A 14,715-nucleotide genomic window follows, 5' to 3' on the forward strand; every position below is an offset into this window, starting at 1 on the left:
GCCGGACGGTTGACCGGGGTCGTCCGCCGGATTGATCGGACGTGTGTGAACGCACTGTTCATCCTCCGTTCCTCGGTACGAGAGATCAGCATGGGAACGCTCCCAAAGCCACTGTTGCATCTATTAACTCAAATATCAATGCTGATCTATCTATAGGGGGATGTGAAGCAAGCTGTCCGAGATCGCCGGATCGATGACGGGTCCACGGACCCTGCTCGGCCGTCCGCCGTGGTCAGAGCCCGGCTGCGGCGTCGTACCGGCGCCGCTGGTCGGCCATCTCCGCGGGGGTCAGCGCCTCCTCCTGTGCCAACGTCGCGTACTTGGCCGGGAACATCTCCCGCAGTCGGTCGACGAACCTGACGTCGGCTGTCGCCTCGACGACCTGGATGCCCGGAGGGTCGGTGGACATGTCCATGATCAGAGGGCCGGCCAGCTTGACCGCCACGTCCCAGGGGCGCTTCTGCTCGGCGACTCCACAGAGGTGAAAGCCGTAGACCTTCTGGACGTCGGCGAGAGCGGTGGCTTCGGCCGGTTCGAAGCCGTAGACGCGAACCCCGCAGATGATAGGCGGCTTCTCCGCGGCGTCCCCCTGCTGGGCGCTGTGTCCGGCGTGGTTGTGCTGCCCCGGGTCCGCCTGTTCGAGCGTGGTCCGCATCCGGGCCACGATCTGCGCTTGCAGATCCGCCGGCTCCGCCTCCGGGCCGGCCCGAGTGACCAGTACGACCGCGCCGACCAACACCGCCAGCAGGACCGCCGCCGCCCAGAGCGGGCGGCGGCCGTACCGCTCCGCGAAACTCTCTCGGGAATCCATGATCGCTTCTCACCTCGTCGCCGGTTCTGGTGCGTTGGCAGGCCGAATCGGACGCTCCGGCATCTCAGCCGTCGAGCGCGTCGGCCATCGGGGTCGCGTGCCGGGGATACGTGTGGCGGGGAAATGCCTACCCGGCAGAGTGCCCGCCGTCCTGGCGATGGCCCGGCGATGGGGCATGCGAGCGTCCGTCACAGAGACGCGCTGCCGCCCCTACGATGCTCCCGTACTGGCCGTTCTCAGCGCGGTTGCCCCCGTGCTGCGGCGATATGAGCCATTCCAGCACGTCTGCGTCCACTCTGGCAACATTGGCGAGCGTCAGTGTGGATTCGGCCCGGGCGGGCCGGGGAAGCGCAGCCCGTCGATGCTCAGTGACGTGGCCATCCTGGCGAGTGCGGGGGCACCAGCAGATTCCGCCGCATCGCCATTACCGCAGCGATCCCGTCACGTCGCCGTCGGTGTCCCGCTCGTCGCTCGCCGGACGATGCGTCAACACTATCGACCGCCGGACGCGCAGATCGAATTGATTCGATATAACATCGCGGCAGGGCAGGGTCACACCGCACGGGCGTACGACGCCGGTGCGCTTCATCCACCGGGCGGACCGGGCAGCGGCCGGTGGTCACACCGAGGAGAAAACGCAGATGAACGACGTACCCGCTCGACCCAGACACCGAACCAGAGGCGCCGCCAGGCTGCTTCTGGGCGGGGCCTGCTCCCTGGCGGTCATCGTGTCCTCGATGGCCGTGGCGACCTTCGCCCGCGCCGATCTCAGCGGCCCGCCCGGGACCACACTGCAGGCCGCCGCCGAGCGCAGCGGCCGGTACTTCGGTGCCGCCATGGGGGCCGACCGTCTCAACGACTCGGGCTTCCTGACCATCGCGGACCGCGAGTTCGACATGATGACGGCCGTCAACGAGATGAAGCCCGACGCCACCGAGCCCAACCAGGGTCAGTTCGACTTCCGTAACGGTGACGCGATCTACAACTGGGCCACCCAGCACGGCATGCGGGTCCGTGGTCACACCCTGGCCTGGCACGCCCAGCAGCCGAGATTCTGGGGCAGCCTCAGCGGCAGCGCCCTGCGGTCCGCGATGATCAGCCATATCAACGGCGTGATGGCCCACTACAAGGGCAAGCTCGCCTACTGGGACGTGGTGAACGAGGCCTTCGCCGAGAACGGCAGCCGGCGGTCGTCGAACCTGCAGTCCACCGGGAACGACTGGATCGAGGTGGCGTTCCGGACCGCGCGCGCCGCGGACCCGAGCGTGAAGCTGTGCTACAACGACTACAACATCGAGAACTGGACGTACGCCAAGACGCAGGGCGTCTACAACATGATCAGGGACTTCAAGTCCCGGGGCGTCCCGGTCGACTGCGTCGGTCTCCAGACCCACTTCACCGGTGGCAGTTCGCTGCCGGGCAACTTCCAGCAGACGCTGTCCAGCTTCGCGGCCCTCGGGGTTGACGTGGCGTTGACCGAGGCCGACGTCACCAACGCCTCGACCAGCCAGTACCAGGGCCTGACTCAGGCCTGCATGAACGTCCCCCGCTGCGTCGGGATCACGACGTGGGGCATCCGGGACAGCGACTCCTGGCGCGGCAGCGAGAACCCGCTGCTGTTCGACCGCAACAGCAACCCGAAGGCGGCGTACACCGCCGTCCTGAACGCTCTCAACGCCGCCTCCACCACAGTGCCGGGCACGCCGCCGACCACGACCCCACCGACGACTGCTCCGCCGACGACTGCTCCGCCGACCACGGCTCCGCCGACCACGGCTCCGCCAACGACGGCTCCGCCGACCACGCCGCCGCCGGGTGCCTGTACCGCGACGTACCGCATGGTCAACAGTTGGAGCGGCGGCTTCCAGGGCGAGGTCACCGTGGCCAACAACGGGTCCGCCGCCCTCAGCGGCTGGACCGTACGGCTGACGCTGGCCAGTGGGCAGAGCATCGCCAACGTCTGGAACGGCATCAACACCGGCACCAGCGGGACGGTCAGCGTCCGTAACGCCGACTACAACGGGTCCCTCGGCGCGAACGCCTCAACCACCTTCGGCTTCCTGGTCAACGGCAGCAGCAACGCCGCGCCCGGCAGCCTCTCCTGCACCAGCCCCTGACCGGCGACACGCACCAGCGCGCCGCCTCAGCACGCTGACCCGGGCCCGGAGCCACCCGGCTCCGGGCCCGGGTGTGCGGCAGTGGTAGGTCGAACCCGCTGTGCTTCGGTCGGCCGGTTGCCGGCCGACCGAAGCCATGCCGAATGTTCCTGCTGGTCCGGCCCGTGTGGCGGGGGACCAGCCGTCATGGAGGATGACCATGCGCAATCTTCTCGCGGTGTTCAGCACCGCCCTGATCCTCGGCGCCGCAGCCGGCGGCGTTCCAGCCGGCGCGTCGGGCGGCCCTCAGTCCTCGTGCCCCCGCGGCCTGCTCTTCTGTGAGGACTTCGAGCGACTGCCTCCCGGAGGGCCCAGCACGGTGAACTGGGGTGTCGACACCCGCCACGGCACGCTCACCGTCGAACGTGCCCGTCGCGGTAACCAGGTGCTGCACATCCACACCGTTGACAACGGACGCGCCTTCCTGCGCGTCGACGACTTCGCCGCGCCGGGCAATCGCTTCTACGGCCGGATGCGCCTGCGCGTCGATGCCTTCCCCACCGCCCCGGACTGGGCGCACTTCACACTTGTGGAAGCGACAGGCGCCGGCAGTGGGGAGGTCGTCCGTCCGGTAGGCGGCCAGTACGCGCCCACGGTCCCCGGAACCTTCTGGGGGGTCGGCGCCGACGGCGGTCCGACCGGCGACTGGACCAACTGGCGGGAGTCCGCACCGGTCGTCGAGGACACCTGGCAGTGCGTCGAGTGGAAGATGGACGCGGCGGACAACCGCGTCGCGGTGTGGATCGACGGCGTGGCGAATCCGGAGCTGACCGCCTCCACGAGCGACCACGGCGGCAACGACGTTCCCTTCGTCCTGCCGACTGTCGACACCGTGAAGATCGGCTGGCAGCTCTACCAGGGCGGCACGACACCTGGCGAGTTCGACCTCTGGGTCGACGATATCGCCCTGTCGAGCAGACGGCTCGGCTGTTGACCTGGTAGGCACCCTGCGGCTCCTCGCTCTGGTAGGTCGCCGCGTCCTGACGCCGTCTGCGCGCCGACGTCGCGCGGCGGTGCATCCCGCTGCCCGTGGCGGTGAGACCTGCCCGGGTCGTCGCGCAGAGGTACGCCCCGCAGTCAGTGAAGCCCTGCGGGGCGTACCTCTGCGCGCGACAGTCACTCACTGTTCGCGGCAGAACTCCTCAATGGGGTAGCCGACGTGCCGATCGGCGGTGGGCAGGTGGCCCAGTATCCGGTCCCCGGGCTGCAGTTCGGTCGAGTTGAGCACCACCGCGTCGGGCCCGAGCACCCGCACGTGCCAGTCGTCCTGAAGGATCAGGTTGACCGTCTGCCCGTTCGGCGCGACCGCGTCGATGGAGATCAGCGGCCGAGTCTCGATCTTCACTCGGCCGACAGTGACCAGCCGGGTCTGACCCTTGGTGGTCACAGCGAGCACCTTGCTGCCCGCCTCCAGCTCGCTCAGGTAGTGCGTCCGTCCGTCCGCCGCGACGGTGTACGAGTGGATGGCGCCGGCGTTCACCCGGAACGGCCGGGTCGGCATGTACGGCAGGGGGTGCGTCTCGCTGACGCAGAGCACCATTCCCTTGGAGTGGGAACCCACAAGGATCCCCTCGTCCTGCCCGAAGTACGTGCAGGTGTCCACGCAGGCGCGTTCGCCCATGCCCACGTGCCGCGTCTGGGTGACCTCCAGCTCCACCAGCGGGATCTCACCGTGCTGGCCGGTCGCCGCGCGGCGCAGGGCGGTGGCGTCCCCCACCGACCGGGCGGCCATCAGCACCCCGTCGGAACCGACCTCCAGCACCCCGAAGAGAATCTCGGCCTCGGGCACGTCGTGGGCAACAGTGACGATCGTCCCCTCGGACTCGGCAGCCGCGGCGAGCACGATCTCCAGCGGGATCTTGGTGGGGTCGCGGAAGTCCAGGACCGCGAGCTGCTCGTCGCGGGCCGCCGTACACGCCTCGTCGAGGGTCGGCGCGTCGACGATCTCGACGTACCGACCGAAGCGGACGCCGGGATGCGCCTTCCGTTGCGCAGCCCGCTCCGCGCGCGGGCCGGGCAGCACCACCGTGTCCGCCTCCCCGAGGTCGTCCGGCAACTCGGTGCCGCGCACCAGCAGAACCTTGCCCAGCGTCGGTGGCAGGCCCGCGAAGGCCGCCGGGTCGGACGCCACCACGGCGTCCAGACCCTGGTGTACGGCCTCCTCGAGAATGGCTGCTGTCGCCCCGCCGGCTGCCCGAATGTCAAGCCAGCACAGTCTGTTGCCCGTCATGGTGTCCTCCCTCTAGGTCGTCGATCTGTTCCATCGGGTAGCGGTGCACCAGCCGCGCCACCCTGCGCGCCAGCTGCTCCGGATCGTGGGCCTGGAAGAGGTTGCGACCCATCGCCACTCCGGCGGCCCCACCGGCCAGCGCGTCGGCGACGAAGCGGAGCAGCTCGGTCTCGCTGCCCCGTCGCGGCCCTCCGGCGACCAGGACCGGGATCGGGCAGATGCTGGTGAGGTCGAGCATCCCCGCCACCGAGCCGGGATAGACGGTCTTGACCAGGTCCGCGCCGAGGTCGGCGGCGATGGTGACCGCGTGTGCGAGCAGGGCCGGATCACGGGGATCGTCGATTCGTGGCCCACGCGGGTACATCATCGCCATGAGCGGCAGGTTCCACCTGTCGCACGAGTCGGCGATCCGGGCCAGGTCCTGGATCTGCTGGTGCTCCTGGCGGGAGCCGAGGTTGACGTGCACGCTGACCCCGTCGGCGCCGAGGCGGATCGCCTCCTCCACCGCCGTGACGACGTACTTGGCGTCGGGGTCGGCCGCCTGGCTGGTGCTCGCGTTGAGGTGCACGATGAGCGACATGTCGGCGAACCGGTCCGGGCTGATGTGTCGCATGCTGCCCTTGTGCACCACGACCGCGTCGACACCGCCGCCGGCGAGTTGGCCGACGAGCCGGTCGATGGGCTGGCTCGGCGTCACCACCGGGCCGTCTGCGATGCTGTGGTCGACAGGCGCGACGACCAGACCGGCGGTGCTGTGATGGTGCAGTCGGCGTAGCCGCAACGACCGTGCCGAGTGGCTGTGTAGTGGCATTCTCATCCTTCCTGTCCCGAAGGTGTGCGGCCCGGTCCGGTGGGCCGGGAGTCTCTTTCGAGCAGGTCAGGATCAGACGACTCTGAATTGGGCCATCATGCCCATCCCGCTGTGGTCAACCATGTGGCAGTGATAGGGGTAGACACCACGCCAGGTGTTGAACGTCGCCTGTAGGCGCACCGACTGGCCGGGAAAGATGGTCACGGTGTCCTTCAGACCGAACTCGGTGGGGTCGGCCGGATTGGGCCCGCGATCGAGCACCCGGAACTGCACCAGGTGCATGTGAAAGTTGTGGGGAATGGTGGTGTTCGCATTCGTCACCGTCCATTCCTCGGTCGTGCCCCACGCGATTGTGGTGTCGATCCGGGCCGGGTCGAAGACCTTTCCGTCGATGTACGCCCGGTGGCCCGTCCCCGGTTCGTCCATCCGCAACTCCACCTGCCGCCGTACGGTCGGGGTGGGAAGCGTCGGGAGCGTGCGCAGCCGGGCCGGCACCGCGCTGCGATCCGGCGCTGCCGCCGGTACGACGTCGAAGCGCATGACCTGGCCTACCTGGCCCGTCGGCCCCGGGCCCATGAGGTTCTCCAGCACCACCGAGCTGCCCGGCGCGTAGCGGGCGAAGTCGACCACCACCTCCAACCGCTCCCCCGGGGACAGCAGCAGGTACGGCGTGTCGACAGGCGTCTCCAGCAGCCCGCCGTCCGAGCCGATCACGTTGAAGATCCCGCTGTCGGCGAGCCGCAGCAGGAAGATGCGCATGTTGCTGGAGTTGACAAGGCGCAGCCGGTACCGCCGCGCCTGCACTGTGAAGCGGGGCGTCGGCCGGCCGTTGACCAGAATGGTGTTCCGGTTCTCGACGTCGTCCATGGTCCAGACCAGTTGCGCGTCAGCGCCGAAGTGGGCGTCGCGCAACACCAGCGGGACGTCGAAGGAGCCGCGCGGCAGCGGCAGGGCCTCCTCGGTGGCGTCGGTGAGCAGGTAGAGGCTGCTCAGCCCGCGATAGAGGTGCTCGGCCTCCATGTGGTGGGTGTGGTCGTGCATCCACAACGTGGCGTGCGGCTGGTGGTTGGGGTAGGTGTAGACGCGCTCCCCGCCGGGGGCGATCGTCACACCGCCGGAACCGTCGTCGCCCGGCGTGGTGGCCCCTCCGTGCAGGTGCACTGCGGTCGGCATGTCGAGCCGGTTGCGCTGCCGGACCACCACGCGGCGACCGGAGCGGGCCCGGATGGTGGGGCCGGGCAGCTCACCGTTGTAGGTGTAGACCTCGGTGCGGGTGCCCGGCAGGATCTCCAACCGGCGGCGGTGCATGGTGACCGAGTAGTAGTCGGTGGTGGCCGTGCGACGGACCGGCCGCAGTGTCTGAGGCACCGTGAGCGCAACGGTGAACGGCGCCGGGACGGCGACCGGCGGCGCGACGGTGGCAGCCACGGCTGGCGTGTCGGCCAGGCGGTCGGCGAGGCAGGCGAGGCCACCGGTCGCGCCGAGGATGCCCGACGCCGCACCGAGGCGCAGCAACTGACGACGAGTGGACACGGTGGTCCTTTCCTGAAACGGGGTGGTGCGAATTCCGGTGCGTCCGGCGGCCCGGTCCGGGCCATTGCGCCACGCCTTGATGATGGGGCGCGAAAGGCCATCCGTAAGGTGTCGGTGGGTCGGTCGGGGACACTTGTCATCGTCCCGCTGACGTTCCGTCATGTGCGTTTTTCACGGCCGCGCACAAAGCGGGGTGACACTTGTCAGCGGATCGTTTCCAGCACTATCCCGCAGCGCTCGCAGGCCCGGATGATCCGAAGCGGAACGGCCGCCGGCAGTCGGCGGAACCGCTCATCCGAACCGGCACCAGTGGACGGTTTCCGATGCCTATGGGAGGTCATGAAGATGCTGGCTGACGCCGTGCCGCCGCACACAGTGGAACTGGACACCACGGGCGTGACCGGTCTGCGCCTGTACACACGTGGGCCGGTGAGCCTGCCATGGCTCGCCGACCACGTCGTGCCGGTCGCGCGGACCCTCGCCGAGGGCAGTGGACGCATCGTCTATCTCAGGCGGGGCTGGCTGCACGGCCCGCACGTGGACATCATCGCGCGGCGCGCCTTCGGCCCGCCACCGCCATGGCACTCCATCGCCGCGCGGCTCGACGCCGGGCCGCTGGACCCCGCCACCGCGCTCACCGAGGAGGTGTACCTGGCTCAGGCCGAGGAGTTCGGCCGGCTGGAGGGGTTGCCACACCCGTACGGCACCCTGCGGACGCACGGCCTGGTGGAGTTCCTCTGGGCCGCCGGCATGGAGGAGCCCGCGCCGACGTTCAACCAGCTCAAGGACGTGGTCCGCAGCATGCTCGGCCGGCCGCTTATGCGCCTGGTCGACGAGCTGTCGGCCCACCCGGAACGGGCGACCGTACGCCTCGCCGAGGCGTTCGTCGCGCTCGCCGACACACACGCCCTCGGCACCGCGTACGGGGCCCTCTCGTTGCGCTGGCACGCGGAGGCATTCCTGGCCTGGGCGAAGCCGGCCGGCAAGGTCCGGACCACATTCGCCAACCGTCTCGCCAAGGATGCCGACCAGATCCGGCAGGTGGTGGCCGACCGGCTCGCCGACGCGCCGTCCCCAGCCGCATCGGGCTGGCGGGCTTCGCTCGGCTACTGCGCCGGCGCACTCGACAACGCGGCCGCGAACGGGGTGCTCACCCCGGACCTGGTCGACTCGGTGGGCCCGGACGGTGGACCGCGACGGCGCCTTGCCGGTGAACCGGACAGCGACTTCCACCGGGCGGTGGGGGAGTCGGGCGTGACCGAGTCTCCGTCGCCGTTCTTCGCCTCGTACAGCCTGCTGACGAACCTGTTCTACCAGCAGTTGCCGCTGTTGACCGTGTCCCCGTTGCAGCGCTACTACATGTGCCACGCGATCGCGGAGACCGTCGATGACGTGCTGGGAGAGCCCTGGCAGGAGCGACTGCGCAGCCAGCGCTGGAACCTCACCGCCTTCGCCCACTGACACCCGGCGTCCACAGCGCCCGATCCACAGCGCCCGATCCACTGCGCCCGATCCACGGCCTCGGCCGAGGGTCGGGCGCAGTCGCTGTGCCGGACGCCGCACGACTGTGGCTGGCGCGGCCCGCACGCGGACCGGGGAGGCCCCACCCCGCCCACCATCCATCAGTGCCGAATGCCGTGCGTCCAGGCGGCCGTGCGGCCCCCGGCGGACGCGGGAGGGTCACCGAGGGGGCCTGTGGTGCCACAGTGAGCGATCCAGCTGCGTGCACACCGCTGACCGGGCGCCCGCGTCCACGCCGTGCCGCGCCCCTGCACCGACCAGGAAGCCCCAGCAGCCGCAGCAGTCGTACGCGGAAACGGCGACGTCCAGGCGGCGAGCTCCGGAACCAGGGCCGGAACTCACCGTCCGGACGCCGCCGTGCTGGCGGGCCGGTACGGCCGCGGATCACTCCGGGCGCGGATCCCAGCGGAACCGACGGACAGCGATCAGGGTGCCCAGCACACCCCAGGCGAGCAGGACACCGTGCTGTTTCCAGTGCAGGCCGTCGCCGGTGGTGAACGCCGACAACAGGGCGTCGTTGAACGGCTTCACGGGCAGCAGCCCAGCCAGGGTGTTCAACGTGTCGGAGTGGATGGGGAAATAGCTGCCGGAGATGAAGACGAGCGGAAACTGCACGAACTGCACCACCGCAGGCGCCGCCTCGGAGTTGCTGACCAGAGAGGCGACCGCCGCACCCAGGGCGCAGTAACAGACCGAGCCCAGCAGCAGCGTGACACCGACCGACGCCCAGTCGGCGGGCACCGGCGCGCCGTACAACGCGCCCACGCTCACCACCAGGATGACGTCGATGACGCTGACCATCAGGCAGTGCGCGAGGAGCCCGGCGAAGTAGATCCAGGCCGGCAGCGGGGTGGCGTGCAGGCGCTTGAGCACGCCGGTCTGCCGTCGGGCGGCGAGCGCGATGGCGAGCTGGCCGTAGCAGGCCCCGAGGACCGACACGGCGGCGATCGTCGCCGTGTAGTACTGCATGCCGGTGCGGCCGTAGAAGAAGTCACTGGCCTCCCCGCCACCGAACACCGCACCGATGATGGCGATGAACGCGATCGGGAAGACGAACGTGAAGATCATGGCCTGCGGGTTGCGCCAGAACGACAGCTGCTCGTACCGAATCTGGTGGAGCAGCACGGCCAGGTCGCCACGGCGGCGGCGCGGGTGGTCGGAAGTCTCGTCGGTGACGCCGACGGCGACGGGATTCAACGTGGTCATGCTGCCCTCCGGTTCCTGCGGCGCGGCCGACGTGACGTGGGCGCGGCTTCGGGCCGGCCAGCGGCGTCGCCGGTCAGGCTCAGGTAGACGTCCTCGAGGGTGGGCTGCTCCACCGCCAGTTGGTGCAGCGACGTCCCGCGTGCCAGCGCCCAGCCGGTCAGCCGGTGCAACACCTCGGTGGCGTCGTCCACCTCCAGGGTCACGGTCGTCTCGTCGATCTCGCTGGGGACGACGGGCAGCTCTTGAAGTGCCACGCCGTCGGGTCGGGCGAAGCGGATCCGGGTCCGGGCGGTGTCTCGGCCGCCGATCGTCTCCGGGGTGCCCTGTGCCACCACGCGGCCCGCGTTGAGCACCACGATCTGGTCGGCGAGCGCCTGCGCCTCGTCCATGTAGTGGGTGGTCAGCACGACTGTGGTGCCGAGATCGCGCAGGCTGCGGACGACCTCCCAGGCGCCGCGGCGGGCGGTCGGGTCGAAGCCGGTGGTGGGCTCGTCGAGGAAGAGCAGCTTCGGGTCGCCAATCACGCCGAGGGCGAGGTCCAGCCGGCGCTTCTGCCCGCCGGAGAGGTCCTTCACCTTGGCGTCGCGCTTCTCGCCGAGTCCGACGAGCTCGATTACCTCGTCCACGTCACGGGGGGCCGGGTAGTAGCCGGCGCTGCGGGCGATCGTCTCCCGCACGCGCAGGTGCGGTTCCACGGCGATGTCCTGGAGCACCAGGCCGACCCGCTCCCGCAGCCAGCGTCGCTCGGCCCGGTCGCCCGGGTCACGCCCCAGCACCTCCACGCGGCCGGCGTCGCGGCTGCGGAAGCCCTCCAGGATCTCCAGTGTGGTGGTCTTGCCGGCGCCGTTCGGGCCGAGGAGGGCGACGATCTCCCCCTGCTCGACGGTGAAGCCGATGCCGGCCACGGCCTCGTGGTCGCGGTACCGCTTGCGCAGTCCGTCCACGACAAGCGCGCTCATCGGGGGTGCTCTGGTTCTGTCACGGTTCTTCCCTTTCGATTGGTCTTCCCGGACGCTAGGGCGTCCGGCGGCCGGAGAGCGGCGTCGCTTACCGACATCACCGCGGACCGGGACAGATGTCACAGCGCCGTTTTCAGAGCCAGCCCTGCTCGTAGGCGATGCGGGCGGCGTCGAAGCGGTTGCGCCCCTTGAGCTTGCGCATCGCCGACGAGGAGAGGTTGCGGACTGTCCCGGCGGAGAGGAAGAGCTCCTTCGCGATCTCCTTCACCGAGGCGCCGCCGACGGTGAGGCTGAGAATCTCCCTCTCGCGGTGGGACAGGGCCTGCGCCCGCGCCCCGGGCGGCCCGATCAGGGCCGGGTCGATGGTGAGACAACCGGCAGCCACGCCGCGGACCGCGCCGACCAGGTGGGACAGGCGCGCGTGTTTCGGGATCACGCTGAGGACGCCCGCCTCCACCGCGCGATCCACAAGGGCTCGGGTGGGCGCGCCGGCGATCAGAGCGACACCGCAGGAGGGGAGTGCCTCGCGTACCTGACGGGCGAGCTGGAGGCAGTCGGCGCCGGCCATCCCCATGCTCAGGATCACGATGGAGGGACGCAGCTGCCGGACCGTTGCGACCACGTGCTGGCCGCCGTTGACGAGACCGACGATCTCGAAGCCCGGGACCGTCCGCAGAGTCTCCGCGAACGCGTCCAGGACCAGAGCGTGGTCGTCGCAGACGACAATTCGAATGCTCATTGGGCCACCCCGCTGGTGAGAGGATTCGTCGCTGGCCGGTGTTGCGGAGCCATTCCGACGTTGCCCAAAAGCATGGCGGCGCGGCCGTGATCGGAACAGTGCGCCGATCCCGAGGCGAACATGAGATTTGCACAGTCGGCGGACCTGAAATTCTCATGTCGCGTCGATGTGCTTTTTTCACGTCGGGTCGGTGACGTCGGCACTGGCGGGGCCACCCCCCGCGACGACACCATTTTTCCATCGCAGGGCGAGCCTGATCCCCTGCCCCACCTGGAACGAGGATCACCATGGCGCACTCAACCGCACCCGACCGCGACTCCCGTGTGGCGAGCACTGCCAACGTCTTCCGCGGCCCCGCCGGTGCGGGTTCCGGCCTGCGAATCAGCCAGCACGACACGTGGACGACCTCCGACACCGCGGCCGCCGCCTTCACCTGGATCTGCCTGGCGGACGCCGCCCACGACGAGCGGGTCGCCTGAGATGACAGGGGTCGCGGAGCCGTCGCTGGTGGGCTTCCGGCGGCACCTGCGCCCGGAGGTTGTCGCCGGCGAGGCGACGTACCTCTTTTCGGAGCACGGTGTGACTGCCGTCCAGGCGGCCCGGATGGAACACCTCACCCCGCTGCTCGACGGCACCCGCGACGTGGCGACAGTCCTGCGGGACGCCCCGGCGGAGTGCGCGGGCCTGGTCCGCGACCTGGCCGAGGCCGGGCTGCTCGTCGCCCGTACGACAGGTGCCGGACAGCATGACCGGCGGGCCGTGGCGTACTGGGAGTCGGCCGGGCTGGACAGCGATGCCGCGACCTCCGCCCTGACCGGTGCCACTGTCCGGATCCAGACCGTGGGCGGGGTCGACGACACCGCGGTACGCGAGGCCTGCGCCACTGCCGGCCTCGCCCCGACGACCGGCGAGGGTGCCGCCGACCTGGACGTGGTGCTCTGCGCCGACTACCTCGACGCCGAGCTGGCCGCGGTCAACCGGCGGCAGCGCGAGACCGCTCGGCCCTGGCTGCTGGCCCGCCCGGTCGGCACCCAGCTCTGGATCGGCCCGGTGCTGCGACCGGGTCAGGCCTGCTGGCACTGCCTTGCGCACCGGCTCTGGTTGCATCGGCGGGCTGAGGCGTACGTGCAGCGTGTCCTGGGACGGAACGGGCCGGTGCCCCGTCCCGTCGCCGCCGTGCCGTCGTCGACAGCCGTCGCCGCCCAACTCGTCGCCCTCGAAGCGACGAAGTGGCTGGCCGGCCACCGCTACGCCGGCCAGCAGGCGGTGTGGACTGTGGACACCCTCACCCTCCAGGGGCGGCATCATGAGCTGAGGGCCCGCCCGCAGTGCCCCTCCTGCGGCGACCCGCAGCTGGTCCGCGAGCGCACACGCCGCCCGGTCACTACGGTCAGCCGGCCCAAGGCGTCGACCGACGGCGGCGGGCACCGGGCGCTCTCCGCGGAGCAGGTGTGGCAACGGTACGAGCACCTCGTCAGCCCGGTCACCGGGCTGGTTCGGGAGATCCGCCGGGACACACACGGGCCGGAGTTCCTGCACTCCTACCGTGCCGGCGCCAACCTGGCCCTGGACGTGCGCGGCCTGGACGACCTGCGCCGTGGTCTGCGCAGCGAGCACGGTGGCAAGGGCGCCACCGCCGAGCAGGCTCGGGTGAGCGCGCTCTGTGAGGCGCTGGAGCGCCAGTCGGGCACCTTCCACGGCGACGAGTTGCGCATCCGGGCTCGCCTCGCCGACCTGGGCGACGAGGCCGTCCACCCCAACTCGGTGCAGTTGTTCGACGATCGCCAGTACGCCGGCCGTGCCGCCTGGAACACCCGGCACTCGGCGTTCCAGTACATCGGTCCGCGCTTCGACGAGCAGGTGGAGCTGGACTGGACGCCTGTGTGGTCGCTGACCGCCGGGCGGCAGCGCCTGCTCCCCACCGCCCTGCTCTACTACGGCACCCCGGCGGAGGCCAGCCAGCGTTGCCTGCGGGCCGACTCGAACGGCAACGCCGCTGGCGCCAGCCTGGAGGACGCGATCTGCCAGGGCTTCTTCGAGCTGGTGGAGCGGGACGCGGTGGCGCTGTGGTGGTACAACCGCACCCGGCAGCCGGGCGTGGACCTGGACGCCTTCGCCGACGGGTGGATTGTCGAACTGCGGCAGGTGCACCGCCGGCTGCACCGTGAGGTGTGGGCCCTGGACCTGACCGCCGACCTGGGTGTGCCGACGTTCGTGGCGCTGTCCCGTCGGACGGACAAGCCGGCGGAGGACATCGTCTTCGGCTTCGGCGCGCATCTCGACCCGGCGGTGGCGCTGCGCCGGGCACTGACGGAGGTCAACCAGCTGCTGCCCGCCGTGGTGGAGGTGGACGCCCAGGGGCGTGGCTACGCCTGCGACGACCCGGAGGCCCGCCGTTGGTGGGCCAGCGCGACAGTTGCCAACCAACCCTGGTTGAGGCCGAACGCCGACGTGTCGGCCCGCACACCCGCCGACTACGGCTACGTCCCGGGCACCGACCTGCGCGACGACATCCGTACGGTGCAGCGGGCGGTGGCGGCGCGCGGCCTGGAGCTGCTGGTGCTCGACCAGACGCGCCCGGACATCGGCCTGCCGGTGGTGAAGGTGCTCGTACCCGGACTGCGGCACTTCTGGGCCAGGTTCGCACCGGGGCGCCTCTACGACCTGCCCGTCCAACTCGGACGGGTCGAGCACGCCACCCGGTACGAGGACCTGAACCCGATCCCGATCTTCGTCTGATCCATCCTGC

Annotated in this window: 12 protein-coding genes; 5 read left to right on the top strand and 7 right to left on the bottom strand. The window is 70.2% G+C overall.

Features of this window, described 5'->3' with window-relative positions; all coding sequences use genetic code 11:
- Window positions 1-232: 232 nt before the first annotated feature.
- The gene (locus OG505_RS05690) at window positions 233-811 is read right to left on the bottom strand and encodes a hypothetical protein (protein WP_405431505.1); all 579 of its coding nucleotides are present in this window, start codon (window positions 809-811) and stop codon (window positions 233-235) included.
- A 641-nt stretch (window positions 812-1,452) separates the two neighbouring features.
- On the opposite strand from OG505_RS05690, the gene OG505_RS05695 reads away from it, so the two are divergent.
- Together OG505_RS05695 and OG505_RS05700 are read left to right on the top strand one after the other, a co-directional pair.
- The gene (locus OG505_RS05695; protein WP_405431506.1) at window positions 1,453-2,928 is read left to right on the top strand and encodes an endo-1,4-beta-xylanase; all 1,476 of its coding nucleotides are present in this window, start codon (window positions 1,453-1,455) and stop codon (window positions 2,926-2,928) included.
- Between the two features lie 199 nt (window positions 2,929-3,127).
- Complete coding sequence (locus tag OG505_RS05700; protein WP_405431508.1) at window positions 3,128-3,901, top strand: hypothetical protein; 774 nt, start codon at window positions 3,128-3,130, stop codon at window positions 3,899-3,901.
- A gap of 186 nt (window positions 3,902-4,087) precedes the next feature.
- Here the strand turns inward: OG505_RS05700 and OG505_RS05705 are convergent, their stop codons facing one another.
- From OG505_RS05705 to OG505_RS05715, 3 genes are all read right to left on the bottom strand, one after another.
- Entirely contained in the window at window positions 4,088-5,197 is a 1,110-nt protein-coding gene (locus OG505_RS05705; protein ID WP_405431510.1) for a 3-dehydroquinate synthase II family protein, read from the bottom strand.
- The gene (locus tag OG505_RS05710; protein WP_405431511.1) at window positions 5,169-6,008 is read right to left on the bottom strand and encodes a 2-amino-3,7-dideoxy-D-threo-hept-6-ulosonate synthase; all 840 of its coding nucleotides are present in this window, start codon (window positions 6,006-6,008) and stop codon (window positions 5,169-5,171) included. Before OG505_RS05710 ends, OG505_RS05705 begins: the two co-directional genes overlap by 29 nt.
- Window positions 6,009-6,080: 72 nt before the next feature.
- Window positions 6,081-7,541: a multicopper oxidase family protein gene (locus OG505_RS05715; protein ID WP_405431512.1), complete on the bottom strand. Its 1,461-nt coding sequence runs from the start codon at window positions 7,539-7,541 to the stop codon at window positions 6,081-6,083.
- A 339-nt stretch (window positions 7,542-7,880) separates the two neighbouring features.
- Here OG505_RS05715 and OG505_RS05720 point away from each other — a divergent pair, with 339 nt between their 5' ends.
- Complete coding sequence (locus OG505_RS05720; RefSeq protein WP_405431514.1) at window positions 7,881-9,002, top strand: hypothetical protein; 1,122 nt, start codon at window positions 7,881-7,883, stop codon at window positions 9,000-9,002.
- A gap of 444 nt (window positions 9,003-9,446) precedes the next feature.
- On the opposite strand, the gene OG505_RS05725 is transcribed toward OG505_RS05720, so the two are convergent.
- The 3 genes from OG505_RS05725 to OG505_RS05735 form a co-directional block, all read right to left on the bottom strand.
- A complete protein-coding gene (locus OG505_RS05725) occupies window positions 9,447-10,268 on the bottom strand; it encodes an ABC transporter permease (RefSeq protein WP_405431516.1) in 822 nt (273 codons plus the stop codon).
- Window positions 10,265-11,227, bottom strand: coding sequence for an ABC transporter ATP-binding protein (locus OG505_RS05730; RefSeq protein WP_405431518.1), 963 nt, complete (start codon window positions 11,225-11,227; stop codon window positions 10,265-10,267). The genes OG505_RS05725 and OG505_RS05730 overlap by 4 nt, the downstream gene beginning before the upstream one ends.
- A 133-nt stretch (window positions 11,228-11,360) precedes the next feature.
- Window positions 11,361-11,966 carry a response regulator transcription factor gene (locus OG505_RS05735; protein ID WP_405431519.1) on the bottom strand — a complete coding sequence of 202 codons (606 nt, stop codon included), beginning with the start codon at window positions 11,964-11,966 and terminating at the stop codon, window positions 11,361-11,363.
- A gap of 287 nt (window positions 11,967-12,253) precedes the next feature.
- On the opposite strand from OG505_RS05735, the gene OG505_RS05740 reads away from it, so the two are divergent.
- Both OG505_RS05740 and OG505_RS05745 read left to right on the top strand, forming a co-directional pair.
- Entirely contained in the window at window positions 12,254-12,445 is a 192-nt protein-coding gene (locus tag OG505_RS05740) for a hypothetical protein (protein ID WP_405431521.1), read from the top strand.
- A 1-nt stretch (window position 12,446) separates the two neighbouring features.
- Window positions 12,447-14,705 (top strand): TOMM precursor leader peptide-binding protein, encoded by a 2,259-nt coding sequence (locus OG505_RS05745; RefSeq protein ID WP_405431522.1) that lies wholly within the window; start codon window positions 12,447-12,449, stop codon window positions 14,703-14,705.
- Window positions 14,706-14,715: the final 10 nt, after the last annotated feature.

This window comes from Micromonospora sp. NBC_00617 (genome assembly GCF_045161355.1).
In the GTDB taxonomy this organism is placed as follows: domain Bacteria; phylum Actinomycetota; class Actinomycetes; order Mycobacteriales; family Micromonosporaceae; genus Micromonospora.

Excerpts from the sequence above, each read along its gene's own strand:
- OG505_RS05700 (WP_405431508.1), top strand. The coding sequence starts at position 3,128 with ATGCGCAATCTTCTCGCGGTGTTCAGCACCGCCCTGATCCTCGGCGCC.
- OG505_RS05705 (WP_405431510.1), bottom strand. The coding sequence starts at position 5,197 with ATGACGGGCAACAGACTGTGCTGGCTTGACATTCGGGCAGCCGGCGGG.
- OG505_RS05740 (WP_405431521.1), top strand. The coding sequence starts at position 12,254 with ATGGCGCACTCAACCGCACCCGACCGCGACTCCCGTGTGGCGAGCACT.
- OG505_RS05730 (WP_405431518.1), bottom strand. The coding sequence starts at position 11,227 with ATGAGCGCGCTTGTCGTGGACGGACTGCGCAAGCGGTACCGCGACCAC.
- OG505_RS05695 (WP_405431506.1), top strand. The coding sequence starts at position 1,453 with ATGAACGACGTACCCGCTCGACCCAGACACCGAACCAGAGGCGCCGCC.
- OG505_RS05720 (WP_405431514.1), top strand. The coding sequence starts at position 7,881 with ATGAAGATGCTGGCTGACGCCGTGCCGCCGCACACAGTGGAACTGGAC.
- OG505_RS05735 (WP_405431519.1), bottom strand. The coding sequence starts at position 11,966 with ATGAGCATTCGAATTGTCGTCTGCGACGACCACGCTCTGGTCCTGGAC.
- OG505_RS05710 (WP_405431511.1), bottom strand. The coding sequence starts at position 6,008 with ATGCCACTACACAGCCACTCGGCACGGTCGTTGCGGCTACGCCGACTG.
- OG505_RS05745 (WP_405431522.1), top strand. The coding sequence starts at position 12,447 with ATGACAGGGGTCGCGGAGCCGTCGCTGGTGGGCTTCCGGCGGCACCTG.
- OG505_RS05690 (WP_405431505.1), bottom strand. The coding sequence starts at position 811 with ATGGATTCCCGAGAGAGTTTCGCGGAGCGGTACGGCCGCCGCCCGCTC.
- OG505_RS05725 (WP_405431516.1), bottom strand. The coding sequence starts at position 10,268 with ATGACCACGTTGAATCCCGTCGCCGTCGGCGTCACCGACGAGACTTCC.